This window comes from Micromonospora sp. NBC_00898 (genome assembly GCF_045207895.1).
Classification (GTDB): Bacteria; Actinomycetota; Actinomycetes; order Mycobacteriales; family Micromonosporaceae; genus Micromonospora.
The window spans coordinates 4,846,171-4,872,025 of sequence record NZ_CP108775.1; the positions used below are offsets into that span (position 1 = coordinate 4,846,171).

A 25,855-nucleotide genomic window follows, 5' to 3' on the forward strand; every position below is an offset into this window, starting at 1 on the left:
CCGCCCGGAGCAGGGCCGAACCCCCTGTCCCACCCGGGACCTTCGACCCGCGCCGACCCGGGCCGGTCAGCGGGCCGCGTCGACCGGGGTCAGCGTGGTCAGCAGCTCGGGCATGGCGGCCGGGCGGCCGTACCGCCAGCCCTGGCCGTGCACGCAGCCGATCGCGGTGACCGCCGCGTGCTGCGCGTCGGTCTCCACCCCCTCGGCCACCACGGCCAGGTCGAACGCAGCGGCCAGTCGGTTGACCATGTCCACGGTGGCGTACGCCCGGGCGTCCTCAGCGCCCAGCCTCGCCACGAAGGACTGGTCGACCTTCAGCTCGGTGGCCGGGATCCGGTGCAGGTAGCTCAGCGATGAGTAGCCGGTGCCGAAGTCGTCGATGGCGATCCCGATGCCCAGCTCGCGCAGCTGGCGCAGCCGGTCCAGCACCGCGTCGCTCCCGTCGATCAGCGCCGACTCGGTGAGCTCCAGGGTGAGTGCGCGCGGTGGCAGGCCGGCGCCGGCGGTGGCGGCGGTGACCGTGGCGATCAGGTCGGCCCGGCGCAGGTGCGCGGCGGCGATGTTCACCGCGACGGTCACCTGCGGCGCGCGTTCCCGCCAGGCCGCGGCGGCCCGGCACGCCTCGTGGATGACCCAGCGGTCGACCGGCATGATCAGCCCGGTCTCCTCGGCCAGCGGCAGGAAGCTGGCCGGGGTCAGCACTCCGAGCCGGGGGTGCCGCCAGCGGACCAGCGCCTCGACGCTGCGTACCGCGCCGGTGGCCAGGTCGACGATGGGTTGGTACTCCAGGTGGAGCTGCCCCTCGTCGACGGCGCGGCGCAGGTCGGCGATCAGCTCCGCGCGGGTCACCGCCGCGTCGCGCAGCCCCGGTGTGCACGTCCGGTACGCGGACTTGCCGGCCGCCTTGGCCGCGTACATGGCGATGTCGGCGTCGCGGAGCAGGTCGGTGTGGGAGGCGTGCTGCGGCCCGTACTCGGCGATGCCGATGCTCGCCGACGGGTTGAGGCCGAGGTCCTCCTCGCCGGGCAGCGGCTCCAGGGCGGTGAGCAGCCGTTCGGCGAGCCGCTCCGGCGGCACCGGCCGGTCGCCGGCGAGCAGCACCGCGAACTCGTCGCCGCCGAGCCGGGCGATCATCCCGTCGGCGCCGGTGGCGTCCCGCATCCGCTCGGCGATGCTGGTCAGCAGCCGGTCACCGGTCGCGTGCCCGAAGCGGTCGTTGACCTGCTTGAACCCGTCCAGGTCGAGCAGCAGCACGGCGACCGGCGCGTCGTCGCGCAGGGCACGGCGCAGCCGCCGGTTGAAGGTCAGCCGGTTGGGCAGGCCGGTGAGCTGGTCGGAATAGGCGAGCCGGCGCAGCCGGGCCACCAGCCGCAGGTTCTCGTTGGCGGCCAGCCCCTGGCGCAGCGCCAGCACGCCGAGCAGCGCCATCATGCCGAGGAAGATCAGGTGCGGGGTCTGCCCGGTGGGCCGGCGGGCGAGGACCACCGCGACGATCGCCCCGCCCACCGGCAGGTACGGCAGCGCCACCCGCCACCAGGGCGGCAGCGGTGACTCGGCCGTCTCCTCGCCGCCGCCGCTGCCGGTGGGCGGCGGGTACGTGGTCGCAGCGCCGATCAGCAGGTAGCTCAGCGGCCAGCAGACGTCGATCGGGTGGCCGGGCGTGTAGCTGCCGTGCGCGACGAGCGAGACGTAGGCCGTGTCGGCGGCGGCCCGGGTGGCGAGGCTGACCCCGATCACCGTCAGGGCCCGCCACATGGGCCGGGACGGCCCGGCGACCGCGACCAGGATGGTCAGCTGCATCAGGTCGAACATCGGGTAGAGCAGGCCGAAGGTGCGCAGCGGGTCGGTGAGGTCGGCGGCGGCGACGTCGCGGAACACCACCACCCAGCCGATCGGGATCAGGGCCAGCCCGACGATCACCCCGTCGAGCAGGGTGCGGGCCTGCCCGACCAGGCTGCGCGGGGCGGCCAGCGAGCAGAGCAGCGCGGCGGTGCCGGTGACGATGCCGGCGGTGAACAGGCCGCCGATCAGCGGGGTGTGCGGCAGCTCCCGCCCGCCGAGCCGTTCCACCGTCCACAGGATGCGACCGAGCGCGGCGAGCGCCATGGTGACCGCGAGCAGCGTCCAGAACCGGCGCAGCGCCACCGGGTGCCGGCGGGCCACCCCGACGCAGGCCACCGCCGCCCAGGCCGCGACCGCAACCGCGCCCAGGTCGCTGGCCAGGGCTGCGCCGGGCAGCCCGGCCACCAGCCAGCAGGCTTCCCCGAGTACGACGACCGCGACCGCGACGAGACCGACGCGGCCGGACAGCATGGGACGGGCCACGACGGCGCGGCTCACGTCCTGCGGCAGCACAACGATTCGCTCCGGCTCTCTCTCAGACGTGCGCACCCTCGACGATGAGGACCGGTTACGGGCGGCGAACGGCGCAAGCGTAGTCACCACCCGATGCCGCCGCCAGAGCCGATCGGCGCCCGTCACGGTGCCCGGTCAGGACGGTGACGGGCTGTCGTCCTGCCGGTAGAGGGCCACCAGCACGCCGTACCGGGACGCGCCGGGGTCGGCCTCCTCGGCGCTGCCGACGAGGTCGTCCAGGGTGGCCCGGAGCCGGTCCGCCTGGGCGGGGGTGAGCCGGAGGTGGCGCAGGTGCAGCAGCGGGTCGGCGTCGGCGGCCATCTGCTGGCCGACCGCGTTGAGCAGCGCGGCGGTGGCGTCCCGGTCGCCAGCCTCGCCGATCATCCGGCGGAAGGTGCGCTCGTGGTACTGCTCGGTGCCGCCGCGCACCTGCCGTGAGCGACCGGCCCGGACCATGCCGGCCTCGGTCAGCACCTTGAGGTGGTGGGCCACGGTGCCCTTGGCCGCGCCGAGGCCGGTCGCGAGCTGGCTGACGGTGGCGGGGCCGGTGCCGAGCGCGAAGAGCAGCCGGTGGCGGAACGGGTGGGCGAGCGCCCTGAAGTGGGCCGGAGTGCGGACCTCCAGCGGCTCGTCGGGGATGTCGTCGGCCACCCGGAAAGCGTCCACTTCTCTTGACGCTTTGTCAATCCGCTGCTCTACTGCGAACACCACAATGAAGAACCGGACGGGGGCCATCCGATGCGACAGGACGAGACCACCGAGATCATCGAGCGGGCCGCGAAGCTGGTCGCCGAGCGCTACGTCCTTCCCGACGTCGCCGAGCGGATCGCCGCGCACCTCGGCGACCGGCTCCGCGACGGCCGGTACGCCGACGCCCCCGAACCGGCGGCGCTCGCCGCCCTGGTCACCGAGGACCTCCAATCGGTCAACGGCGACCTGCACCTGCGGCTGCGGCACCACCCGACGCCGCTGGTCGAGCGGGACGACGACCCGATCGAGGCGCGGCTGACCCCGTTGGCCAGGACCACCATGGGTGGCGTGGCCCGGGTGGAACGCCTCGCCGGCAACGTCGGGCTGCTGGAGATCCGCCCGTACCTCTTCCCGCCGCAGCTCGCCGGCGACGCCGTGACGGCGGCGCTGCGGCTGCTCGTCGGCACCGACGCGCTCCTGCTCGACCTCCGCGGCAACCGGGGCGGCAGCCCCGACATGGTGGCCCTGGTCTGCGGCTGGTTCTTCGCCGAGCCGGTGCACCTGCACACCATGCACGACCGGAGCGGCGACACCCGCCAGTTCTGGAGCGCGGCGTACGTGGCCGGGCCACGCTACGACGCCGACCAGCCGGTGTACGTGCTGACCGGCGCGGAGACCTTCTCCGGCGGTGAGGAGCTGGCGTACGACCTCCAGCAGCTCGGCCGGGCCACCGTGATGGGTGAGCGCACCCGCGGCGGCGCGCACCCGTGCGAGGGCTTCCCGGCGCACCCGCACCTCGAGCTGACCGTGCCGGTGGCCCGGCCGGTGAATCCGTTGACCGGCACCAACTGGGAGGGCTGCGGAGTGACGCCGGACGTCGAGGTCGCGGCCGACGACGCGCGCGACCTGGCGTACCGGAAGGCCCTGGAGATCCTGCTGGACAGCGACCCGGAGCGGCCGACGGCGGACGAGGCGCGCGCGGCGCTGGCCGCCCTCTCCTGACCGACCTCAGGCCCACTCCTCCGCCGGGTCGCCGTCGTCGCTGACGGTGGCGGTGGTGGCCTCGGCACCGCCCTCGACCTGGGCCGCCGGCCCCTCCGCCGGCCGCGTGGCGGCGGGCGGCCCGCCGTGCGTCCACGGCGTCTCCTCCGGCGCGGGGAAGTTCCCCGCCGGCAGGAAGGCGTCCGACAGGGTGGTGAAGCAGAGCCGCTCCCCCACCTCCGGGACCGTTCCGGGCGGTGCGGTCAGCCCCCGACCCATCCCGCCCGACAGTTCGAGCACCACCTCGGTCTTGCCGTCCGCGCCCGGGGTCACGAAGACCACCCTGGCCTTCTGCGCGGGCCGGGCCGGCGACCACAGGGTCGCCCCGACCGGCATCAGCACCGGCTCGGTGGTGACCACCTGGATCCGGGGGCGCAGCACCGGCCGCTTGCCGCTGTCGTCCACCCGCTGCGGGTCCGCGAGGGTCACGTCACCGACGAACGCCTCCCCGGTCAGCCGGTGCTCGGCCATCACCAGCGGATCGTCGTAGGCGCGCTGCACCGCGTACGAGGTGAGGGCCCGTTCCAGCCGGTGCAGGCGCACGGCGGCGGCCACCGCGGCGTCGCGCCGGGGCTGCGGGCCGCCGCCGGCGTCGACGTGCTCGGCGTACCCGGTGAAGGCGTCCTTGTCGCCGTCCCACCGGCCGGCCACCCTGGCCCCGACGGGCAGGGCACGCAGCAGCCCCACGCCGCGCCACATCAGCTCCCAGGTGGGCGCGAGCTGGTCGCGCAGCAGGCGCGCCAACTCCGCGTACGCCGCCGCGCGGGCGACCGGATCCTCCTCCGCCTCGGCGTACGCGGCGATGGCCGGGGCCAGCAGCCGGTTGTCGAAGTCCGGGTCGGCGGCCGGGCCGGCCGGCGGGCAGACCGTCGGGTCCTCGGCCCGGGCGGCCGCCGCGGCACCGGTCATCCCGGCCGGCGGGTCGAGCCAGCCGAGCAGCGCCGGCAGGTGCAGGTCCTCGACCGCGCTCTGCCCGGTCGCCCAGTGCATGGTCAGCGCCTCGGTCATCGCCAGCAGCGCCGAGGAGCCCGGATGCTCGGCCCGCTCGGCGAAGAAGGTCAGCCAGCGGCCGAGCAGCGGCACCGCCGGGTGCACCGGATAGTCGCCGTCGGGGCGCCGGAACCGGGTGGAGCGGCCGAGCAGCCGCAGGAAGGTGACCCCGGCCGGGTTCGGCACCAGCAGCTGCGGCGCGTCGACGTACCGGTAGCGGATGTCCCTGCCCCGGTCGGTGGGCACCGCCTCGGAGACGCCCCGGAACGAGTCGAGGTACGGCAGCACGATCCCGGCCAGCTCGGCGGCGAACGCGAATCGCTGCTGCCGGTTGCGGGGCTGCGGCACGACGAGCAGCCGTGCCTCGTCCGGTGCGGCGCCCACCAGGGCCACGAGGGGGGCGTTCGCCTCGCCGGCCATCGCGAGCGGCACCAGCACCAGCGGGCGTTCGGACAGGTGCAGGTGTCGGACGGTGGTGACCGGCTGGGCCACCCCGGCGGCGAGGGCCTGCGCCTTGGCCAGCGCGCGCAGCGTACTCATGCGGGGTTTCCGGTGCGGGCGTCGGCGCGCAGCCGGGCGGCGGCGCGCAGCAGCGCGGCGGCCTCCCCCTGCCCGGGGTCGGGGGCCCGCTCGCCGGCGGCCAGCGCCAGCACCTCGGACACCTCGGCGATGCCGCCCAGCGCCTCGCGGACCGGGCGGCCCAGCGCGGTGGTGTGCCCGCGCGCCTCGTGCCGGCAGAAGTACGCCAGCTCGCAGGCGGCCAGGCAGTCCGGCGCGTAGCGGGCCTCGACCCGGGACAGCGCGGCGACCAGGGTGGCCGGGTCGGCGGTCAGGTCGGCGGTGAAGTCCGCCGGCACGGCGTCGAGCAGGGTGTCGATCCGGGCCATCCGGTCGAGCTGGCGGCGCAGTACCAGCAGTTGCTTGCGGACGTCGAGCAGGCTGGCCACCGGCTGGTTGGCGAAGTCGCGCGGGCAGACCAGCACCACCTCGTGGGAGACCAGCTCCGGATCCTGCCCGGCGCCGGCGAGCAGCTCGCGCAGCGCCAGCACGTAGACGGCGGACTGGATGGCGGCGGCGGAGACCTTCGCCGGGTCGGCCTGCCCGTCGATCACCGGAAAGGACTTGATCTCCACGACGTGGAACCGGCCGGCGAGCCGGGCGGCGACCAGGTCGGGTTCCAGGTGCACCCGCTGGCCGGCGACGTCCAGGCCGAGCAGCGGATGGTCGAACAGCGCCGCGCCCTCGCCCGGGTCGATCAGCGCCGCCCGGGACCGCTGGTGCCGGTCCGGCAGGTCGTCGGCACCGCCCAGGTCCGTCCAGGTCGCCCCCGCCGGCACCGGTACGCCCAGCCGCTCGGCGACCAGTCGCAGCAGCTCCACCGCACCGTCGGCCTTGACCTGCGCCTCGAACGCGTTACCCCGGGTGATGGCGAAGCGGGACTGGCCGAACCGCGCCGGGAAGCCGATCCGCTCGGCCAGCTCCGGCTTGTCCACGCCCGCGCTGTCCAGCACCGCCCGGCGGCTGCAGCCGGGATTGCCGGTCAGCGCGGCGATGGTCCGGGCGTTGTGCCGCCGGGGCGGCACGCCACCCCGGATCTCGGCCAGGCGCTGCGCGGTGTCCGTCATGATCCGCCAGGATAGGCGCTCTCCGCCGGTACGGCCCGGAGCGCGCCGCGGCGGACCAGCACGGCGGTGGCCACCGCGGCCGCGAGGGCCAGCCCGGCCAGCGACCAGAGCACCGTACGCAGGCCGCCGGTGAAGCCCGGGTCGGCGAGCCGGCCGGCGGTGGTGCTGGCCAGCACCGCCCCCACCACGGCGATCGCGATGGTCTCGCTGGTCAGCCGCGCCGTGTTGATCATCCCGGCGCCGGTCGCGGCACGGGCCGGCGCGACGCTGCCGATCGCGATCGCGTCGAGCAGTCCGATGGAGAGCCCCACCCCGACGCCGATGGTCAGCAGCGGCCCCGCGAGGGTCCCGGTCCCCGCGTCCGGGCCGAGCGCGGTCGCCCAGGCCGCCCCGACCGCGACCACCACCACCGAGACGACGGTGACCGTGGTCGCCGGCACCAGCCGGGTCAGCGCGCCGCCGAGCAGCGGCAGCACCAGGGTGGGCGCGGTCAGCAGGATCAGCGTCGCGCCCGCCGCGCCGGGGGTCAGCCCGACCACCGTGGTCAGGTACGACGGCAGGTAGACCAGCAGCGGCACCAGCACCGCGACGATGGTGGCCGCCGCCAGGCAGATGCCGAGGAACCGGGGGCTCGCCAGCAGCGCCAGGTCGAACATCGGATCGGGCCGGCGGCGCTCCACCCGGACGAAGACCACCAGCAACGCCGCCGCCGCGGCGAACGCGCCCACGATCACCGGGGCCGCCCAGCCGTACACGGGGCCCTGCACGAAACCGAAGATGAGCAGCAGCAGCGCGGCGGTGAACGAGAATGTGCCCGGCCAGTCGACCCGTCCCGGGTGCGGCTGGCGGGACTCCGGCAGCAGCGGCACCAGGGCGAGCACCGCGCCGGCGGCCAGCGCCGGGGCGGCGAAGACCGCCCGCCAGCCGGAGCCCTCGATCAGCAGCCCCGCGATCGACGGGCCGAAGGCGAGGCCGACGCCGATCGCCGTACCGAACAGGCCGAACGCCCGAGCCCGGGCACGGCCGGAGAACGCCCCGGCGAGCAGCGCGGAGGCACTGGTCGCGGCGGCGGCCGCGCCGACACCGGCGAGGGCCCGGGCGACGTCGAGCAGCACGATGGTGTCGGCGACCGTGGCGAGCAGCCCACCGGCGGCGAAGACCGCGACGCCGAGGGCGTAGACCCGGCGGCGGCCGAACAGGTCGGCCAGCGCGCCGGTGGCGAGCATGAAGCTGGCGAAGGTGGCGTTGTAGCCGTTCACCACCCACTGCACGCCGGCCAGGCCGGCGTGCAGGTCTCGGCCGATGTCGGGCAGCGCGACGGACGCGCCGGTCAGCGAGACCGGCAGCGCGACGGTGGACAGCAGGACGGCCACCAGCACGACGGCCGGGTGATTGCGCACGATTCTCCCCGTTCGGACGGCGGCCTCAGCGTAGATCGCGCAGGTCGGGGCGGGCTCCGTACGGGGTCGAAGATCACAGGCCGGTCAGCGGCCGGCGGACCGGTTCCAGGGTGAGCGGGGAGACTGGGCGCCGGCCGCGGGCCGGCTGCGGCGGAGGCGTCGGCGGCCGGGCGTGCACGGCGGCCGGGAGACGGTGTGCACCGGTGCGGTGGCCGGGGTGACCGGCTGCCGGCCGATCAGCCAGCAGAGGAACCGGGCCACGGTCAGCCGACCGGGAGGCGCTGCGCGTCGGCCCGGCTGACGACACCGGACCGGTCGACCTTGGTGCGGAGCCCGAAGATGAAGAACATCGCCCGGCAGTACCCAGCCGGACCCGGAAAATCACCACCGAAAAAATTCTGGTAGGCAGGTGTCCGGATCCGCGGGTGCCGTTCGTCAGGCTGCTGGAACCACGACATGGAGGAGCGAACCGATGAAGTACCTGATGTTCGTCTGCACCGACACCGAGCCGGACGCCGACCCGACCGCCGCCCCCGACATCGAGGAGTGGGTGGCCGAGCGGGACGGCCGGGGCCAGCGGCTCATGGGCAGCGCGCTGGGGCCCTTGTCGGCGGCCACCACCGTCCGGGTACGCGACGGCGAGCTGCTCCTCTCCGACGGCCCGTTCGCCGAGACCAAGGAGGTGATCGTGGGCTTCGACCTGCTGGAGTGCGCCGACCTGGACGAGGCGATCGAGGTGGCCCGGGCCCACCCGATGGCGTACGGCGGCCGGCTGGAGCTGCGGCCCCTCGTGGACCTGGACTGACGCCCGTGACCGACGTGGCCGGCGTGGTCGCCGACGCGGGCGCCGAGGCGTACCCGCGGATCGTGGCGACGCTGATCCGCGTCACCGGCGACTGGACGCTCGCCGAGGACTGCGCCCAGGAGGCGCTGGCCACGGCGCTGGAGCGCTGGCCGCGCGACGGCGTACCGGCGAATCCGGGCGGCTGGCTGATGACGGCCGCCCGGAACCGGGCGATGGACGTGCTGCGCCGGGCCACCGTGGAACGCCGCAAGCTGCGCGAGCTGGCGCTGCTCGCCGACCCGGCGCCGGCGCCGGCCTCGGCGGAAGGGGATGTGGTGGACGACCGGCTGCGGCTGATCTTCACCTGCTGCCACCCGGCGCTGGCGCTGGAGGCCCGGGTCGCGTTGACGCTGCGCACCGTGGCCGGCGTGCCGACCGCCGATATCGCCCGCGCCTTCCTGGTCACCGAGTCCACCATGACCCGCCGGCTCACCCGGGCCAAGACGAAGATCGCCACGGCCGGCATCCCGTACCGGGTGCCGACCGGGTCCGCGCTGGTCGAGCGGCTGCCGGGCGTCCTGGCCGTGCTCTACCTGCTCTTCACCCGGGGGTACGACGCCGACGGCGAGCCGGCCTTCGCCGCGGAGGCGGTCCGGCTGGCCCGGCTGCTCGACCGGCTGATGCCGGCGCAGCCCGAGGCGGGCGGTCTGCTCGCGCTCTTCCTGCTGCACGACTCCCGCCGGGCGGCCCGCCGCGACGCCGACGGCAACCTGCTCACCCTCGACGAGCAGGACCGCGCCCGCTGGGACCACGCCGCCATCGCGGAGGGCCGGTCGCTGCTGGACCGGGCCGGCCACGGCCCGTACGCCCTGCAGGCCCGGATCGCCGCCTGCCACGCCACCGCGCCGACCGCCGCCGACACCGACTGGCCGGCCATCGCCCGCTGGTACGACGAACTGGCCCTGATCCGCCCCACGCCGGTGATCCGGCTCAACCGCGCGGTGGCCCACGGGTACGCGTACGGTCCGGCGGCCGGGCTGGCCCTGGTCGCCGAGGCCCGCTCCGGCGGGGCGCTCGATGGCTACCCGCCGGCGCTGGCCGCGGAGGCCGAGCTGACCGCCCGCCACGGCGACCCGGTCCGCGCCGCCGCCCTGTTCCGGGCCGCCGCCGATGTGGTGGGCTCTGCGGCGGAACGACGGGCGTTGCTCCGGCGCGCCGCGGGTCTGGCGGGTTGAGCGTCCGCCGACATGGCACCCCGGTCCGCAGTAGGTGCACTGCTGGACGTAGCGGGTCCGGACCGGGATCAGCGGGATGAAGAAGAGGGTGAACTCCCGGCAGTACCCACCGGGACGCTGCCTTGCACCCCCGGAAGGCATCCACTCACCACCAGATGAGCGGATGCCTTCTGGAGGGAGCGCACCCCGGTCAGTCGTCGTCGCCGTGGTGGTCGCCGTGGTCGTCGCTGATCTGGCCCCTGATCTCGCCCATCGGGTACTTCGAGGTATGCACGTTGGCGTACGTGACGCCGGCCTCGATCGCATCGACGAGCTCGTCGAACTCTCCAGGCTGAATGCCCTGGTCAGCCGGGCCGATGACATCACCGGGCTTGATGGTTCCCTCGATCGTGGCGGGAGACTTGGGGCAGGGTTGAACGCCATTTGGCGCGCCGCCCTTCGCGTCCTTCAGGTTCGAGCAGAGGAAGACGGCGATCCCGCCGCTCTGGTGTCTCCCCCCGAAGTGGATGTGCGCCTGCTGGACGTCTCCCTCGAGATCCTCGTAGCTCAGTTCAAACTTGATCTCCTTCTCCCGTTCGTCGATGTGCGCCACGAACCGACCCGAGCCGGGCGTCGAGATCGTGAGCGGGTCCTCCTCGAAGCCGCTGAGCTTCGCCCGCACGGTCCCCCGCTCCCGCTCGTTGCCTGCGTCCCGCGAGTCGGTGTTGCCTGCGTCCCGCCAGTCGAAGGAGTCGTGCGAGTCGCGGGAGTCGTGCGAGTCGCGGGGGTCGCCTCGTCCGTCGCCCATGGCCGCGCTTCCCACGGCGGTGCCCGCCACCGTCGCGCTGAGCGCCATCGCTACTGCCCACAGCCGGGTACGTCCCACCATTACTGGTGCTCCTTCCTAGTGAAGCCTGGGCCCAACCTCGTTGACGGCGGTTTGCCATCCATTGGGGGACACAGGCAGGAAGGCGCCGTTCAGCGGAGAACGAGAGTCGTGATGAGCTGCGGCACTCGGGCTGAACAGGCGCCCCTATGGTGAAATTTTCCCACATTTGCCCGATGTCGCGGTCGTCTTCCCTGATCCGACCGCGAGAGATCTTCGGAACCCGTTGACCGGTGGCCCACGTCTTGCGCGACTTCGCACTGGCAAGGGCCCCTGTACCACGATGGGGTGACAGCAGGCCCTTTTGGTGACGTCAGTTGGTGGAGCCGACGGTTGCGGACGCTTCTTCGGGGAGCCAGATCGGCTGCCAGCCTTCATATTGTGGAAGAAGCGGGCCGATGACCTGACCGCTGGGGGCCCGTGACGGCCCCGCGTCACGGTCGAGCAAGCCGGACGCCGGCGGCGAGCCGTTTCGGCTCGGCGGCGTCGGTCCGCGTGGTACGACAGCCGGGCGCGGAACAGCGACCGACTTTCGGAAGGGCATGCCGATGCCGGCGAGCGATGCTGGGGTGTTGCGTGATCCCACCAGCCCGCAGCACGTGACATTTCTCGAGCTGTTCTTCGACCTGGTCTTCGTGTTCGCGCTCGACCGCGTCTCCCAGGGCCTGATCGACAGCCTCGACTGGCGCGATCTCGTACAGGCGACGGTGCTGCTGCCAGCCGTCTGGTGGATCTGGATGATGACGATCTGGATGACCGACCGGCTCGATCCGGAACGGGCCTCGACCCAGCTGACCGTCATCGGGATCATGCTGGGCAGCCTCATCCTGGCATCCGCGGTGCCGGACGCCTTCGGCCGCCGCGGCTGGTTCTTCGCCGGCACGTACGTCGCCGTTCAGCTGGGGCGCAGTCTGTACCTGGTGGTCGTCCTGCGCCGCCACGAGTTGCGCCGCCGGAGCCTGCGTACGCTGTTCTGGTTCGCCGTGTCGGCCGTGCCTTGGCTGCTTGGCGCCGCCAGCAGCGAGCGGCTGCGGGTGGCGCTGTGGGCGCTCGCCATCACCATGGAGTATGTTGCGGCCCGGCTCGACTTTCCCACACCTGGGGCCGGCCGATCCCCGATCTCGGAGTGGGGGCTCGCTGCGGCGCACATGTCCGAGCGGTTTCGGCAGATCGTCATCGTTGCTCTCGGCGGAACCATCATCGTCGCCGGAACCACCTTCGGGTCGAGCGACTTCGGCCGCCACAGTGTGGCCGCGCTGGTGGTCTCCTTCGCGGTCACCGGTCTGCTCTGGCGGATCTACATCTACCGGGCGGGTGAGCTGATGTGTGAGGCGCTCGCTCGGTCGCCGAATCCCGCACACCTGGGCCGTTCCACCGCGTACACCCATTTCCTCATCGCGGCAGCCGCCATCGCCGTCAGCGTCGCTGACCGGCTCGTCATCGCCCAGCCGCTGGCGCGCCCGAACGCGTCATGGACCGCGGCGATCATGGCCGGACCGGTGCTGTTCCTGCTCGGCCGGGCTCGCTTGGAGTACACCGTGTTCAGCCGGGTGTCGTACTCGCGACGGATCGGGCTCGCCGTGCTGGTGGCCGTCGCTCCGGCGATGATCGCCGTACCGCCGCTGGCGGTCGCCGCAACGATGGTGGCGATCCTCCTCGGGGTTGCCGCCGGCGACGTCGCCGGCTGGCGCCGTAATCCAAGCACCCCCACTCCGCCGCGCGCCGCAGCGAGGTAGCCCACTGCCGGGCATTCGGCGCGGGCGGCAACCTGAGCTGCTGCGACTCAGGTGGCTTGGCCGGCCCCGGAGCAAGATCAGGGCATGACCAGCGCAGCCGATGGCGAGCAGCACGACGGTGCCGTCGTACCGTCCTCCGCACCCCGCCGGAGCCACGGGGCGTGGGCTTGGTTCCTGCTGATCCTGGCACAGCCCGGCGCCGGATGGTCTCTGTACGTGGCCGTCGTGGCCTCCGCACCGTTCTTCGGCGAGCAACCCTCTCCGACCGACCGCGCCACCACCACCGCCGCTGTCCTGTCCGGGGCATCGCTGTGGCTGGCAACGGCCCTCCTCACGGCGGTCGTGTTCCGACGCGCCGTGGTGCCGGTGCTGTGCGGCCTCGCGGCCGCCGGCTTCGCTGCGCTGGCCCTGCCAGGGAGGCAGCCGCGTGCTCCGCTGAGCGCGGCGGACAGTGCGGGATGGCTCTCGGCCTGGGCTCCACCGACGAGTTGGGTCATCGCCCTCTGGGGCGTCTCCACCCTGGTGCTGTCAACGTACGGCCAGGTGCGCGCAGCATTGGGGGGGCGAGTCCATCGCGCGGCGCCGCGACACACGACCGGTGTCACAGGGACTTGATCAGCTCGGGGACGTGGCGACGCTGCCGGATGAGCAGCACGATGGCCAGCACGGTGTAGGCGACGGCGATGACGTAGCGGATGTTCGGTGCGGGCAGCACGAACTGGACGGCGAACAGGCCGAACAGCAGGGCGGCTTCACCGCGGATCAGTCGCAGGTCGGTCAGGACGGCCACGCCGAGCAGCGTCTGGGCGGTGGTGAGCACAAGTTCCGCGGTCTGCCGGGCGTCCAGCGGCAACCCGGCGAACTCTCCGCCGCCGAGGTAGTAGGCGACCGGCAGGCAGGCGATCAGCAGGGTCCATTGGTTGAGTTTCGCGGCCAGCAGTGCGCCCATGCCGTCGTCGGCGCGTCCGCGTAGGGCGAACGTGATCGCGACGATGACCTCGGGCGCTTCGGAGGCGATCGGGGCCAGCCACTGGACGAGCAGGAACTCGTCAATGCCCAGGTCGGCGCCCGCGCCGACGAGGGCGTCGCCGAAGGGTTCGGTGGCGACCAGGATGATCATCCCGGCGGCGACGAACAGCGCGGCGACCAGGCCACGCCGGCGGGTGGTCGGCTGAACAGCGATGGTGGCGGCCACGCCGGCCAGTTCTTCCTCGGCTTCCCCCTTGCCGCGGATCCGCCACAGGTAGGCAGCGAACAGCCCACCAAGCACCAGCGCGTCGTACCAGGCCAGCCGGCCGGTCAGCGGTAGGACCAGGGCGTAGATGGTGGAGACGGCGAGGAACACGATCTCGGTACGGCGGTGTGCCTGCAAGGTCACGGCGTTGCGTTCGCCGCGGACGCCGCGGCGGCGTACCGCCACGATCGCGAAGACGACCAGCAGCGGCCAGGCCACCCCGATGAGCAGCCGGTTCGCGCCGGTCATGTTCGCCGTGGCGTAGGCGGCGTAGGCCGGGTCGTGACCGGCGGTGTAGGCGAAGAAGATGTCCACCGCATACTCGGGCAGGATCGCCATCAACGCCAGGATGGCCAGCGCGAGACTGCCGGAGATGTCCACCCGCGCGGCCTCCGAGGCCCACATCAGCAGCGCCACCGAGGCGAGCACGGCGCCGCCGAAAACCGCCACCGCCGCCACCGGCGCCAACTCCACCCCGGCCAGCCGCATGATCACTGCCGGGGCGGCGACCGCGACCGCGAGGGCGATACGAGCCCCGGCGCCCCGACCGGTGACGGTGGTCTCGATCTCAGCGCCCATCGCGGTCGGCGAGGTGGGCCGCGTCGCCTGCCACGGACGGAGCGGCGGTGAGCGGCCCGTTGCGCAGGCTCAGCAGTACCGAAACGGCGACGCCGCGGACCGGGGCGCTGTCGGCGCGATTGAACGTCGGCCACCAGTCGAGATTCAGGAAGTCCACGACCTCACGATGGCCCACCCCTGCGGCGCGGACGAGCCGGTCGGCCAGATTGCCGGCCGCGCTGCCGGCGATGAGCCCCAAGGCCACCCAGTTACCGGGCTCCGCCGCCCACATCCCGGAAACACCAGGGCCGTGACCGCGTTTCCGCTGGTCACGGCCCTGGTTGCCGGGCGTGCCCGAAGGGACTCGAACCCCTGACCTTCTATGAGCTGACTCGTTGCCAGCTCTGGTTTGTGGCGGAGGGACGGTATGACCACACCTGCTTTCCGCTGGTGGTCGTGACGGTCACCTGCACGATGCCCCCGCTGACTTCCGCCTTCTCGATACGGGTGACTCCGTTGACGCCCGACCGGAGAACCTCCCAGCCGAGCGGGTAGTCCCCATCCTGCTGGAAGGATTGCAGGGTCTGCGACATCTCGCCGCTGGGGGACCGCAACGTGAGGATGGCGAACGTCGCTTCGCCGTCGCTGGCGTTGACGAAGGAAACGGCGCCGATTCTGATTGTGTAGTGGGTCGTGCCCTTGTTGGCGTCGCCGTTGTTGTACAGGTCGGCTTCGCCGGCCCCATTCACCATCGGCACGCAGTAAACCTGGCCGGACCCGTCGGGGTTCCCGCGGCCCATGAGGAGGCCGGTGTTGCGGAAGTCGACCTCGTGGAAGTTCTTGGATGGCTTCTGGAAGGTGGTCGGACCGTTCACCTGACGGAAGGCGCCATTCCGGAACGCGTAGCCCCGCACCTGTCGGTCACAGGGCGGCCACCCGTTGGTCTGGTACGGGCCATAGACGGCGAGCCGGACGACGCCGTTATCGACCGTGATGGCCTCGCGGGAGAACGTCGCGGCCACGTTGGGGGTGTCCGCCGAGTTGACCACGTAACCCAACGGTGTCAGTGCGCCGTCCGAGGCGACCTTCAGCGCCAGCAGCTGGGTGACGTTCAGCGACCCATCGTTCTGGCAACGAATGGTGGTGAGTTCCTCGTCGCCTGGCACGCCATCGAGGTCGGCCATGATGGGAGCCAACTCCCCGATGACCAGTTTCACGCCCTCCGCGGGCGTCGTCGTACCGTTGACAAATTTCCTCGTCCCCTTCGCCTTGCACCCGTCTTCCACGCCCGGGAACGCTGGGAGGTCGAGGGTGGCATTGCGCACATCGGCCGACGACGCTGGAGCCGACGATGCTGGAGCCGACGACGGGGCGAGCGACGGAGTCGGACTGGCCGGTTCGGCGGGGCTGGCGGATCCGATCGCATTGGGTGGCGAGTTGTTGCCCCGTGGACTGGTGGCGTAGGCCGCGATCGGCACGGCGATCAGCAACGCACCGGCCACGCTGAATGCCGTGAGGCGGACTCTCCGCCGGAACGCCACCTTGTGGCGGACCGCGGGGGCACCCGGCGCAGGCAGGTAGGAGGATCGCTCAGCAGCGTCGAATTCGGTGAATGCGCCCTGAATGAGGGTGTCCAAGTTGTCAGACATAAGATTTTCCTTTCCGGTCATCCCTGGAGGTGCTCAGCGAGGGCGGTTCTCCCGCGGCTGAGCCAACTTTTTACGGTGCCCTCGGGCACGTCTTCCTGCACAGCGATTTCCGCGACGGACAACTGGCCCAGGTAGTGCAGGACCACGGCCTTGCGAAGCTTCGGCGGTATCTTGGATAAGGCCGCGACCAGGGCGACACGATCCGGCGACGGGCCGTCGTGATGTTCTTCACGCTGGCGGCGCAGGAATGTCGCGGACGTCTTTTGTCGCCGGAGCCTACTGGTGGCGAGATTCCATGCGACCCGGCGCACCCAGGCATAGGGGTCTTCGTATTTCCTGATCCTGGCCCATCTGGTGTAGGCGCGGCAGAATGCCTCTTGGACCAGGTCCTGTGCCTCTGCTCGGTCACCCAGGTATGCGTAGAGCTGCGACCTGAGGACGTCGAATTTTGCCGCATAAAATTCGTCGAAATCGCGCTGGTCGTCTGTTGTCGAGGCTCGAGGTGCGGCCGCGGCTGCGGTCATCACTGCGGTCACGTTTCCTTCCTCCCGTGGTGCCACCCTCGTGGGCGGGCAACACGAACACGTGCGGGCACTCCCGTCGGTTGCGTAGATCTTTTCCGGGGACCAGAGCTGGGCGGCCTGCTCGATGAGGAGCACGAAAAGTGACGTTGCTGTCACCGGTTGCTGTCAGGGCCGGTCGCAAGCGACCGGCCCCTAGCACTTTTCCTGTTCACGAATGCGCGCCCGAAGGGACTCGAACCCCTAACCTGCTGATCCGTAGTCAGCTGGTCGCGTCAGCCGTCGGCATCTCGACGGAGAGCCAGATCGGCTGCCAGTCCGCCATCTCGTGGTAGCGGCGCAGTTCGGCCAGGCCGGCCACCGAACCGCTCCAGGCCGCGTACGGCGGGTTGCCCTCGTCGAAGCCGCTCTGCACGAAGGTCAGCTTGGTCTTCCCGGCGGACTCGGCCAGCTCCCAGGTGCTGATCCCGGTCGGTCCCCAGTCGACGGAGAGCTTCCGGCCCGGCTCCAGGTCGACAATCTTGGCCGCGTACCCGGACTCGAAGCCGCCCATGGCGTACCGGCCGCCGACCCAGGGCTCGATGCCGATCGGGTAGCCGAACCAGGCGCTGGCCTGCTCGGAGTCGGTCAGCGACTGCCACACCCGGTCCATCGACGCGGCGATGGTCAGCTCGCCACGCAGGTCGGCGGAGGTGAAGTCGGTGCGGGGCAGCAGCGGCCGGCCCTCCAGGCGGGCGGCCAGGTTGGCGATCCCCAGCGCCCAGAAGGTCTGCAAAACACCGCGGATGCTGCTGCCGCTCATCGCCTCGGCGAAGTCGAAGTGGCTCTGCCGCAGGGTGAGGACGGTGGTCTCCCCCTCGGGGGTCAGCTCGAACTCGGTGGTGGTCTCCACCCCGTCGAGGGGCCAGGCGAAGCGCAGTATGTGCTCGTCGACGTGGAGCAGCCGCTGCTGCGGCGCGTCGCCCTCCGGGGTGAAGCGGCCCCAGAACGCGTACCGCCGGGGCAGCTCGACCTCGGCGTGCTCGGCCAGCCAGACGCGCAGCTCGGCCGGGTCGGTCAGGGCGTGGCGGACGGCCTCGGCCGGCGCGGCCAGGCGGGCCCGCACGGTCAGCAGGTCACTCATGGTTGTCGCCTTTCGGGTAGCAGGCCACGGCGAGCTTGAAGGCGTCCCCCTCGGCGCCCCCGTAGCGCGTGAACAGGTCCCGCAGCGTCGACTGCAGGTCGTGCAGGAACTCCTGGCGCCGCTCGGCCGGCACCCGGATCTCGCCGGAGACGCCGATCGACGGCAGCTCGGGTGCGGTGCGGTCGAGCGCCGCCACGTCGGCCTGAACTTCCTCCATGAGGTCGAGCAGGTAGCCCAGGCTCAGCTCGTCCCGGGCCCGGCGCAGCCCGCCGATCCGGCCGACCAGCCGGGGCGAGAGCCAGTACGACCGGGCGGCGGCCTGGTAGATGCCCTCGCTGATGCCGCGCACCTTGCGGGTGGAGACCTGCTCGACCAGGCCGGCCGCCGCGAGCTGCTTGACGTGGTAGTAGACCCGCTGCGGGGTCTGCTCCAGCAGGGCGGCGACCTCGGTGCAGGTGCGCGGCTCGGCCAGTTGCCGCAGCACCTCGATGCGCTGCGGCTTGAGCAGGACCTCGGCCTGCTCGCGCTCTTCCAGGTACAGGACGTCTCTCATGGCAAAATCAGTTTGTACGTACAAAATCTGTTTGTCAATGGAATCTACGAAGGGCCGCGCGGGTGGCGCGGCCTTTCGTGGCGACGGCGCTCGCTACCTGGCCGGTATCGTGCTGACGACGGGCGGCACCTCGACCTTCACCGGCATGCCGTAGTCGGACAGCTCGATGACCACCTCAAGGTGGTACGTGAAGTGTCTACCGTGGACGTTCGCCCGTGCCTCCCGCGTATAGGCCACCTTCGCGATCCGGTTGTCCGCGCCGACCGTCACCTCGCCGACGAAGGTGTCGGCGAGGATCTCGGGAAGATCCTTCACCGTGACCTCGAAGTGGTAGACGCCGTCGGCCTTCTCCGTGACCGTGGCACCGGCCTGGCGCAACATCCGGAGCAGCCCCTCCGGGCTCGCAGAAGCCCCCAGGCCGCCGCCCATCGCCATGTCGTAGTCGAGCTTGTCCCGCTTCCCCTCCTCGCGGCTCCACACGATCTCGCCCCTGCTGCCCACCGAGGCGTTCGAGGCCCCGACGTACCGGACGCCGTCGATCAGGCGCTCGTGCTCGAAGCCCGCCACGATGGCGGGACGCAGCTGCCCCTCGTACGGCGAATCCAGGTAGCCGGTGGCCGTCGCCGGATCGAAGGCACCCTTGGTGACCCAACGCTCGCTCACCGGCTCGGGCAGCTCCCCGGGCTTGGCGAGCTTGTCCTTCGAAGTGGTGGTGACCTTCACCCGGTAGCTGATGTTCTCGCTGGCCGCCGCGGCGGCGGCGAGCCGCATCTGCGGCGTGTCGGCGCTCGCCACCGCGGGCCGCTCGGCAACCGGCCCGCGCGAGCCGGTGGTGCCGCCGGGAGCACCGGCGCCGACGGTGAGGGTCGCGGCCAGCGCCCCGACCACGCCGACCACGCCGACCGCGTACGCGGTGCGGTGCAGGGTGGTGCGCCGCCGGTGGCGTCGTGTGGCATCCCCCAGTACGTCACGGGTGAGCGCCAGGCCGGCGACCTCGTCACGCATACCGGCGGCCAGCTGCTCCTCAAGGTCAGTGGTCATCTACCCGCTCCATTCCCCGTCTTCTCATACCCGTGCGTCTTCGATCGCCCAGCCCGCGGTGAGCTCGCGCAGCCGGGCCAGGCCCCGGGAGGCGGTCGACTTGACCGTGCCCACCGAGCAGCCGAGCGTCTCGGCGGCTTCCGCTTCGCTGAGCTGCTCCCAGTACCGGAGCACCAGCACGGCCCGCTGTCGCGGCGGCAGCATGGCCAGCGCCTGGGTGAGTGCCTGCCGGATGTGCAGCGCCTCGGTACCGTCCGCCTGGCTCGCCGGCTCGACCTCGGTCAGCACCTCCGGCCGGCGCCTGCGGAGCCGCCACCGGTCCACCGCGAGGTGGTACAGCGTGCGACGCAGATATCCCTCCTTGTCGCCGTGCACCCGGCTCCAGTTCCGCATCAGCCGCTCCAGCGCCGCCTGCAACAGGTCCTCCCCGGCGACCCGGCTACCGGTCAGCAGTACCGCCGTCGCGAGTAGCGCACCGCCGCGCTCGGCGACGAGGACGTCCAGCCCCTCGAAGCGTTTCTTCCGCCGCACCGGCTCTCCTTTCGTCCCCACCAAGGACGACGGGTACCGCCCGAAGGTTGACTGACCGACCCGACCAATATCCGGACCGCGTCGGGCCCGACGACGACGAAAGGCCGCGCGGATCGCGCGGCCTCTCGTGACGGGCAGCCGTCAGGGCGTCCAGTCGGGGCGCAACGGGTAGCCGTTCACGCCGTCGGGGCCGTTGTGGGTGGCCAGCACCTGGTGCAGCTGGATGCCGTTACGCTCGAACGCCATCCGCGAGCCGGCCATGTAGAGCCCCCACACCCGGGCGGTGCCCGGCCCCACCTCGCCGACGCAGAAGTCCCAGTGCTCCACCAGGTTGCGGCACCAGCCCGCCAGGGTAAGCGCGTAGTGCTGCCGCAGGTTCTCCTCGTGGTGCACCTCCAGCCCGGCGTCGTGGATCTCGCTGATCAGCCGACCCGGCCCGGCCAGCTCGCCGTCTGGGAAGACGTACCGGTCGATGAACGCGCCGGAGCGGTGCGGGGCCCGGTTGTCCGCCCGGGTGATGCAGTGGTTGAGCAGCCGCCCGCCCGGCCGCAGCCGGTTCCGCAGGAAGCCGAAGTAGGCCGGGTAGTTGCGCACCCCGATGTGCTCGGTCAGCCCGATCGACGAGATCGCGTCGAACTGCTCGCGCGGAGCATCCCGGTAGTCCAGGTGCCGCACCTCGGCCAGCTCGCCCAGCCCCTCCCGCTCGATCGCCGCCTGCGCCCACTGCGCCTGCTCCCGGGACAGGGTCACCCCGAGCGCCTTGACGCCGTACTCCCGGGCCGCGTGCCGGACCATGCCGCCCCAGCCGCAGCCGACGTCGAGCAGCCGCATCCCCGGCTTCAGCGCCAGCTTGTTCGCCACCAGGTCGTACTTCGCCTGCTGCGCCTGCTCCAGGGTGTCGTCCGGGCTGCGGAAGACCGCGCAGGTGTACGTCATCGACGGGCCGAGCACCTTCTCGTAGAAGGCGTTCGAGACGTCGTAGTGGTGGGAGATCGCGGTGCTGTCCCGGGTGCGGGAGTGCCGCAGCCCGTTCATCACCCGCTTCCAGCGCGGCGCGGCCTCCTGCGGCGGGGGCGGCGGCGGCATCAGCCGCTCCCAGCCCAGCCCCTTCACCAGGGTCAGTGCCTCCGCCACCGGGGGCAGGCGCAGCGGCATCTCGTCCTTGAGCACCCGCAGCGCCTCGTACGGGTCGCCCGGGTGGACGCCGTCCAGCCCCAGGTCGCCGCTCACGTACGCCCGGGCCATGCCCAGGTCACCCGGGGCGGTCAGCAGGTACGACAGGCCCCGCTCGGAGCGGATCGACAGGGTGATCCCGGCGTCGGCGGGGCCGACGGCGCTGCCGTCATACCCGGTGACGCGGACCGGCAGCGCGCCGGTGGTCACCGCGCGGACCACGTCCGCCACGGTCGGTCCCGTAGGCCGGCCTCCCGCCGGCGGGCTGGACGGGGCGTTCGCCGCCCCCTGTTCACGGTCGATCAGGCTCATTGCCTTGCTACCGCCTTTTCGTAGAGTCCGGTGAGCCGGTGATCCGGGTCGTAACGGTCCTTCACCGCGTGCCAGGTCTCGCCGCCGTAGAGCCGGTCGAACGCCGCGCGGTCGTAGTACGCGTCCGAGTAGAGCGACTTGTGCCCGCCCGACTCCGACACCGCGCGCTCGATCGCCCGGTTGACGTCGCCGTCGGCGGCGCCCTCGGCGATCGGCACGCTTCCCCAGAAGCCGATGTTCACATAGGTTTCGCCCGGCTGGAGGGGATACAGCGGCCAGGCCCTTGCCGATCCGGGGCCGGCCGGCTCGCGCAGCCGCAGCGGGCAGAGCCAGACCGGGTTCATCCCGACGTCCCGGGCGAACCAGCGGAGGAAGTCGGCGGTGCCGTCGAGCGGGATCTCCACGTCCTGCACCACCCGCTCCCGGGCCGGCCGGCCACGCCAGCGGTCCACCCGGGCGGCCACCTGGTGGCGGTGCTCCAACCGGACCAGCCGGTGGTAGAAGTCGCTGCGCCGGTACCGTGCCGGCCAGAGCCGGCGGACCACCGGGTGCTGCACCCCGAACGCCGCCGAACACCAGAACCAGTCGGTGTCCCAGCGCCACAGATAGTCGTACGTGGTGAGGGTGTCCCGGGTGCGCCGGCGCAGCGAGCGGTAGTAGATGTCCTGGCCGGTGTAGTCGCTGGGCCGCTCCGCCTCATCGGTGAACGTCCCCAGCACCAGGTACGCCTCGCCGGGGCTGAACATCACCCCGTCCATCGCGTCGACCGGCTCGCCGGCCCACTCGCCCTTGGCGACCACGTCGCGGATCGCGTCGGTCAGCTCCTCCAGCCGGCTGAACCGGATGTTGCGCAGCGCCACGTACCGGCGGACGGGTTGCAGCTCGATGCGCAGCCGGGTGGCGTAGCCGAGGCTGCCCAGCGAGTTGGGGAAGGCCCGGAACAGGTCGGCGTGCTCGCCCTGCGGCCGGACGGTGAGGATCTCACCCGCCCCGGTGAGGACGTCCAGCTCGAGCACCGACTCGTGCGGCAGCCCGTTGCGGAACGAGGTGGACTCGATGCCCAGCCCGGTCACCGCACCGCCCAGGGTGATCGTGCGCAACTGCGGCACGACCAGCGGCATCAGCCCGTGCGGCAGGGCCGCGTCGACCAGGTCCTCGTAGGTGCACATGCCCTGCACGTCAGCCGTGCGGGCGGTCGGGTCGACGCCCAGCACGCCGGTCAGGCCACTGACGTCCAGGCCCGGGACGCGGGGCGCCGACCTCGGGCGGAACAGGTTGGAAGTGCGCTTGGCCAGCCGAACTGGCTCACCGGCGGGCACCGCGGCGTACGAGCGCCGCAGCGTGTCCACCGCCCGCTCATGATCACGGACAGCGTGCATGAGATCACATTACGCCTGTCCGGCCAGTTCCGTGGGATGTCCACGGTGGCCATTTCGCGTACCGCGATGGGCCGCCGGGTTACCGTGGCGGGCATGCCGTCCCCCGCGCTCGCCGCCCTCGACGCCGCCGGCCTGCCGTACCGGGTGATCCGGCACGGCCCGGTCCGCAGCCTCGCCGAGGCCGCCGCCGCCCGCGGCGTCGCGGTCCCCGACGTGGTCAAGACGATCGTGGTACGCCGAGGCGAGGACGACCATCTCTTCGTCCTCACCCCCGGCGACCGGGTCGTCTCCTGGCCCAAGCTGCGCGCCCTGCTCGGGGTGAGCCGGCTGTCCATGCCGGACGCCGAGGCCGCCCGGGCCGCCACCGGGTACGAGCGCGGCACCATCACCCCGTTCGGCTCGACCACCGCCTGGCCGGTCGTCGCCGACGAGCGGCTGCGCGGCCGGGAGATCACCCTCGGCGCCGGCGCGCACGGAGTGTCCGTCGCGGTGGACGCCGACGCCGCCGTCACGGCGCTGGCCGCCACCGTCGCCGACGTCACCGATCCGGAACCCGCCCGCTGAGCGCCGACCGCTGGCCGCCGCCGTGGCGGCGACATAGCGTGGGGCAATGCCGAAAGCCGTCTGGAACGACCTGATCATCGCCGAGAGTGACGACACCGTGGTGGTCGAGGGCAACCACTACTTCCCCCGCGCGGCGCTGCGCGACGACCTGATCCGCGACTCCGCCACCCACACCGTCTGCCCGTGGAAGGGCACCGCGTCGTACTACACCCTCGAGCACGACGGGAAGACCAGCGCCGACGCGGTCTGGTACTACCCGGACCCGAAGCCGGACGCGGCGATGGTGCGCGACCGGGTGGCCTTCTGGAAGGACGTCCGGGTCGTCGACTGAGTCACCCCGCCGCCGGGGCGGCTGGCCATCGACGGTCGCGGTGGGTCAGGATGCCTCCCATGTCCGACCCACGCACCGACCCGCCCGGCACCGTGTACGGGGCGCGTCCCACGGCCCGCCCCGGCCTGCCGCGGGACCCGCTGATGCGGATCGCGCTGGGGGTGGCGCTGGTGGGCGTACTGCTGGGGGCGTTCTTCGCCACCGGCGTGCTCGGCGGCGGCGCCGAGGAGCCGGTGCTGCCCGCGGCGGCCGCGCCCACCCTGCCGGCCGACGGGCCGGCCGGGGCGGCGCCGACCACCGGGGCGGCGCCGACCACCGAGGCCGCGCCGTCACCCACCGCCGCGGCGACCACCCCGCCGGCGCCGGCCGCGGGCCCCAAGGTGTTCCGGGCCGCCGCCTCCGGCCGCTGCGTCGGGGTGACCGAAGACGACCCCGAAGGGGCGGACGCACAACTGGCCGACTGCACCGGCGGCCCTGAGCAGCAGTGGGTGGCCACCGCGGTCGCCGCCGACGTGTTCACCCTGACCAACGCGGCCAGCGGCAAGTGCCTGGACGTCGACGGGCAGCGCACCGACGACGGCGCGGACGTGCAGCAGTGGTCCTGCAACGGCCAGCCCAACCAGCAGTGGCGGCTCGCCCCGGCCGGAGCCGGCCCGGTGCTGCTGGTCGCCGTGCACAGCGGCAAGTGCGCCCAGGTCGAAGACGCCGGCACCGAGGCCGGTGACCAGCTCGAACAGGCCCCCTGCACGGGCGCGACCGAGCAGCAGTGGACGGTCGGCTGACCGGCTCCCGATGTCGCGGGCCGGGCCCGGCGAGGCGCCTCAGCCGCGGAAGCTCCACGCCCGGCCGCCCGCCGCGACGGGCACCGCGAACGGCACGGGCGCCGGTCCCCGGCGGCGCAGCAGCAGCGAGAGCCCGGCCGCGCCGATCGACAGGGCGCCGGCCACGTACCAGGCCAGGGCGTAGTCGCCGAGCCGGTCCCGGACCAGTCCGGCGGCGGTGGCGGCGACCGCCGCGCCGATCTGGTGGGCGGCGAAGACCCAGCCGAACACCACCGCGCCGGAGGCGCCGAAGTACTCCCGGCACAGCGCCACCGTCGGGGGCACGGTGGCCACCCAGTCCAGGCCGTAGAAGACGATGAAGACCAGCATGCTCGGCCGGGCCGTGCCGGCGAAGAGGCCGGGCAGCACCAGCAGCGAGGCGCCCCGCAGCGCGTAGTAGACGCCGAGCAGCAGCCGGCTGTCCATCCGGTCGGTGAGCCAGCCGGAGGCCACCGTGCCGACGATGTCGAAGAGCCCGACCAGGGCGAGCAGCCCGGCGGCGGTCGTCTCCGGCAGGCCGTGGTCGTGCGCGGCCGGCACGAAGTGGGTGCCGACCAGGCCGTTGGTGGTCGCGCCGCAGATCGCGAAGCCGCCGGCGAGCAGCCAGAACGGCCGGGTCCGCGCGGCGGCGGCCAGCGCGCCGACCGCCCGGGCCGCCGCGCCGCCGGCCGGCGGCGCCGGGGGCGTCACCTCGGTCGCGCCGTAGGCCGGCAGCCCGAGATCCGCCGGGTGCTCGCGCAGCAGCCAGACCACCAGCGGTACGACCGCCAGCGCGGCCCCGGCGACGACCAGCGCCGCCACCCGCCACCCGTGGTCGCGGACCAGCACCGCCACCAGCGGCAGGAAGACCAGCTGCCCGGCGGCTCCGCCGGCGGTCAGCACCCCGGTCACCAGGCCGCGTCGGCGGACGAACCAGCGCCCGGTCACGGTCGCCACGAAGGCCAGCGCCATCGAGCCGGTGCCCAGCCCGACGAGGACGCCCCAGCAGAGGATCAGCTGCCAGCTCGCGGTCATGAACACGGTCAGCCCGCTGCCGAGCGCCACCAGCACCAGCGCGCCGGCGACCACCCGACGGATGCCGAAGCGGTCCATCAGCGCGGCGGCGAAGGGCGCGGTCAGCCCGTACAGCATGAGGTTGACCGAGACGGCGGCGGAGATGGTGGCCAGCGGCCAGCGGAACTCGGCGTGCAGCGGGTGCAGCAGCACCCCGGGCGTGGCGCGGAAGCCGGCCGCGCCGACCAGCGCCACGAAGGCGACGGCGGCGACGGCCCAGGCCGGATGGAGACGGCGGAATCGGGTCACCGTACGAGTCTCGGCGGTGGCGACCGGCGCGACGAGTGGCCG

General features: G+C 72.8%; 25 protein-coding genes. 8 read left to right on the plus strand and 17 right to left on the minus strand.

Features of this window, described 5'->3' with window-relative positions:
• Positions 1 to 66: 66 nt before the first annotated feature.
• A complete protein-coding gene (locus tag OG799_RS23540; RefSeq protein ID WP_406037571.1) occupies positions 67 to 2,340 on the minus strand; it encodes a putative bifunctional diguanylate cyclase/phosphodiesterase in 2,274 nt (757 codons plus the stop codon).
• Positions 2,341 to 2,490: 150 nt separating this feature from the next.
• On the minus strand, positions 2,491 to 3,021 hold the full coding sequence (locus OG799_RS23545; RefSeq protein ID WP_406037573.1) for an ArsR/SmtB family transcription factor: 531 nt from the start codon (positions 3,019 to 3,021) through the stop codon (positions 2,491 to 2,493).
• A 72-nt stretch (positions 3,022 to 3,093) separates the two neighbouring features.
• On the opposite strand from OG799_RS23545, the gene OG799_RS23550 reads away from it, so the two are divergent.
• Entirely contained in the window at positions 3,094 to 4,047 is a 954-nt protein-coding gene (locus tag OG799_RS23550; RefSeq protein ID WP_406037575.1) for a S41 family peptidase, read from the plus strand.
• A 6-nt stretch (positions 4,048 to 4,053) separates the two neighbouring features.
• Here the strand turns inward: OG799_RS23550 and OG799_RS23555 are convergent, their stop codons facing one another.
• The 3 genes from OG799_RS23555 to OG799_RS23565 are packed head-to-tail and all read right to left on the minus strand — an operon-like array spanning position 4,054 to position 8,101.
• Positions 4,054 to 5,616: a hypothetical protein gene (locus OG799_RS23555; protein WP_406037577.1), complete on the minus strand. Its 1,563-nt coding sequence runs from the start codon at positions 5,614 to 5,616 to the stop codon at positions 4,054 to 4,056.
• Positions 5,613 to 6,701: a hypothetical protein gene (locus OG799_RS23560; RefSeq protein ID WP_406037579.1), complete on the minus strand. Its 1,089-nt coding sequence runs from the start codon at positions 6,699 to 6,701 to the stop codon at positions 5,613 to 5,615. Before OG799_RS23560 ends, OG799_RS23555 begins: the two co-directional genes overlap by 4 nt.
• Entirely contained in the window at positions 6,698 to 8,101 is a 1,404-nt protein-coding gene (locus tag OG799_RS23565) for an MFS transporter (protein ID WP_406037581.1), read from the minus strand. The genes OG799_RS23560 and OG799_RS23565 overlap by 4 nt, the downstream gene beginning before the upstream one ends.
• A gap of 472 nt (positions 8,102 to 8,573) precedes the next feature.
• Between OG799_RS23565 and OG799_RS23570 the strand changes: the two genes are divergently transcribed.
• Both OG799_RS23570 and OG799_RS23575 read left to right on the plus strand, forming a co-directional pair.
• A complete protein-coding gene (locus OG799_RS23570) occupies positions 8,574 to 8,906 on the plus strand; it encodes a YciI family protein (protein WP_406037583.1) in 333 nt (110 codons plus the stop codon).
• Between the two features lie 5 nt (positions 8,907 to 8,911).
• Positions 8,912 to 10,120 (plus strand): RNA polymerase sigma factor, encoded by a 1,209-nt coding sequence (locus OG799_RS23575; RefSeq protein WP_406037585.1) that lies wholly within the window; start codon positions 8,912 to 8,914, stop codon positions 10,118 to 10,120.
• 190 nt (positions 10,121 to 10,310) lie between these two features.
• Here the strand turns inward: OG799_RS23575 and OG799_RS23580 are convergent, their stop codons facing one another.
• Complete coding sequence (locus OG799_RS23580; protein ID WP_406037587.1) at positions 10,311 to 10,955, minus strand: CHRD domain-containing protein; 645 nt, start codon at positions 10,953 to 10,955, stop codon at positions 10,311 to 10,313.
• Between the two features lie 629 nt (positions 10,956 to 11,584).
• Between OG799_RS23580 and OG799_RS23585 the strand changes: the two genes are divergently transcribed.
• Positions 11,585 to 12,721 carry a low temperature requirement protein A gene (locus OG799_RS23585; RefSeq protein WP_406037589.1) on the plus strand — a complete coding sequence of 379 codons (1,137 nt, stop codon included), beginning with the start codon at positions 11,585 to 11,587 and terminating at the stop codon, positions 12,719 to 12,721.
• An 84-nt stretch (positions 12,722 to 12,805) separates the two neighbouring features.
• Positions 12,806 to 13,336 carry a hypothetical protein gene (locus tag OG799_RS23590; RefSeq protein ID WP_406037591.1) on the plus strand — a complete coding sequence of 177 codons (531 nt, stop codon included), beginning with the start codon at positions 12,806 to 12,808 and terminating at the stop codon, positions 13,334 to 13,336.
• Here OG799_RS23590 and OG799_RS23595 read toward each other — a convergent pair.
• The 10 genes from OG799_RS23595 to OG799_RS23640 all read right to left on the minus strand — a co-directional run bounded on the left by OG799_RS23595 (position 13,323) and on the right by OG799_RS23640 (position 22,795).
• A complete protein-coding gene (locus OG799_RS23595; RefSeq protein ID WP_406037592.1) occupies positions 13,323 to 14,534 on the minus strand; it encodes a sodium:proton exchanger in 1,212 nt (403 codons plus the stop codon). The genes OG799_RS23590 and OG799_RS23595 overlap by 14 nt on opposite strands.
• Complete coding sequence (locus OG799_RS23600; protein ID WP_406037594.1) at positions 14,524 to 14,805, minus strand: signal peptidase II; 282 nt, start codon at positions 14,803 to 14,805, stop codon at positions 14,524 to 14,526. The genes OG799_RS23595 and OG799_RS23600 overlap by 11 nt, the downstream gene beginning before the upstream one ends.
• 88 nt (positions 14,806 to 14,893) lie before the next feature.
• A complete protein-coding gene (locus OG799_RS23605) occupies positions 14,894 to 16,162 on the minus strand; it encodes a hypothetical protein (protein ID WP_406037596.1) in 1,269 nt (422 codons plus the stop codon).
• A 17-nt stretch (positions 16,163 to 16,179) separates the two neighbouring features.
• Positions 16,180 to 16,689, minus strand: coding sequence for an RNA polymerase sigma factor (locus OG799_RS23610; protein WP_406046381.1), 510 nt, complete (start codon positions 16,687 to 16,689; stop codon positions 16,180 to 16,182).
• Positions 16,690 to 16,945: 256 nt separating this feature from the next.
• A complete protein-coding gene (locus OG799_RS23615; protein WP_406037598.1) occupies positions 16,946 to 17,806 on the minus strand; it encodes an SRPBCC family protein in 861 nt (286 codons plus the stop codon).
• The gene (locus tag OG799_RS23620) at positions 17,799 to 18,359 is read right to left on the minus strand and encodes a helix-turn-helix domain-containing protein (protein ID WP_130332100.1); all 561 of its coding nucleotides are present in this window, start codon (positions 18,357 to 18,359) and stop codon (positions 17,799 to 17,801) included. Before OG799_RS23620 ends, OG799_RS23615 begins: the two co-directional genes overlap by 8 nt.
• Positions 18,360 to 18,452: 93 nt before the next feature.
• Complete coding sequence (locus tag OG799_RS23625) at positions 18,453 to 19,400, minus strand: hypothetical protein (protein ID WP_406037600.1); 948 nt, start codon at positions 19,398 to 19,400, stop codon at positions 18,453 to 18,455.
• A 24-nt stretch (positions 19,401 to 19,424) separates the two neighbouring features.
• A complete protein-coding gene (locus OG799_RS23630) occupies positions 19,425 to 19,931 on the minus strand; it encodes a SigE family RNA polymerase sigma factor (protein ID WP_406037602.1) in 507 nt (168 codons plus the stop codon).
• A gap of 141 nt (positions 19,932 to 20,072) precedes the next feature.
• On the minus strand, positions 20,073 to 21,416 hold the full coding sequence (locus OG799_RS23635; protein WP_406037604.1) for a class I SAM-dependent methyltransferase: 1,344 nt from the start codon (positions 21,414 to 21,416) through the stop codon (positions 20,073 to 20,075).
• Positions 21,413 to 22,795, minus strand: a complete 1,383-nt coding sequence (locus OG799_RS23640) for an FAD-binding oxidoreductase (RefSeq protein WP_406037606.1) — start codon at positions 22,793 to 22,795, stop codon at positions 21,413 to 21,415. Before OG799_RS23640 ends, OG799_RS23635 begins: the two co-directional genes overlap by 4 nt.
• A 93-nt stretch (positions 22,796 to 22,888) precedes the next feature.
• Between OG799_RS23640 and OG799_RS23645 the strand changes: the two genes are divergently transcribed.
• From OG799_RS23645 to OG799_RS23655, 3 genes are read left to right on the plus strand one after another with little or no spacing between them, the layout of a single operon-like run.
• The gene (locus OG799_RS23645) at positions 22,889 to 23,359 is read left to right on the plus strand and encodes an aminoacyl-tRNA deacylase (RefSeq protein WP_406037608.1); all 471 of its coding nucleotides are present in this window, start codon (positions 22,889 to 22,891) and stop codon (positions 23,357 to 23,359) included.
• Between the two features lie 46 nt (positions 23,360 to 23,405).
• Positions 23,406 to 23,690 carry a DUF427 domain-containing protein gene (locus OG799_RS23650; RefSeq protein WP_406037610.1) on the plus strand — a complete coding sequence of 95 codons (285 nt, stop codon included), beginning with the start codon at positions 23,406 to 23,408 and terminating at the stop codon, positions 23,688 to 23,690.
• 59 nt (positions 23,691 to 23,749) lie between these two features.
• Positions 23,750 to 24,472, plus strand: coding sequence for an RICIN domain-containing protein (locus OG799_RS23655; protein ID WP_406037612.1), 723 nt, complete (start codon positions 23,750 to 23,752; stop codon positions 24,470 to 24,472).
• A 39-nt stretch (positions 24,473 to 24,511) separates the two neighbouring features.
• Here the strand turns inward: OG799_RS23655 and OG799_RS23660 are convergent, their stop codons facing one another.
• Positions 24,512 to 25,813 (minus strand): MFS transporter, encoded by a 1,302-nt coding sequence (locus OG799_RS23660; protein ID WP_406037614.1) that lies wholly within the window; start codon positions 25,811 to 25,813, stop codon positions 24,512 to 24,514.
• Positions 25,814 to 25,855 lie beyond the last annotated feature (42 nt).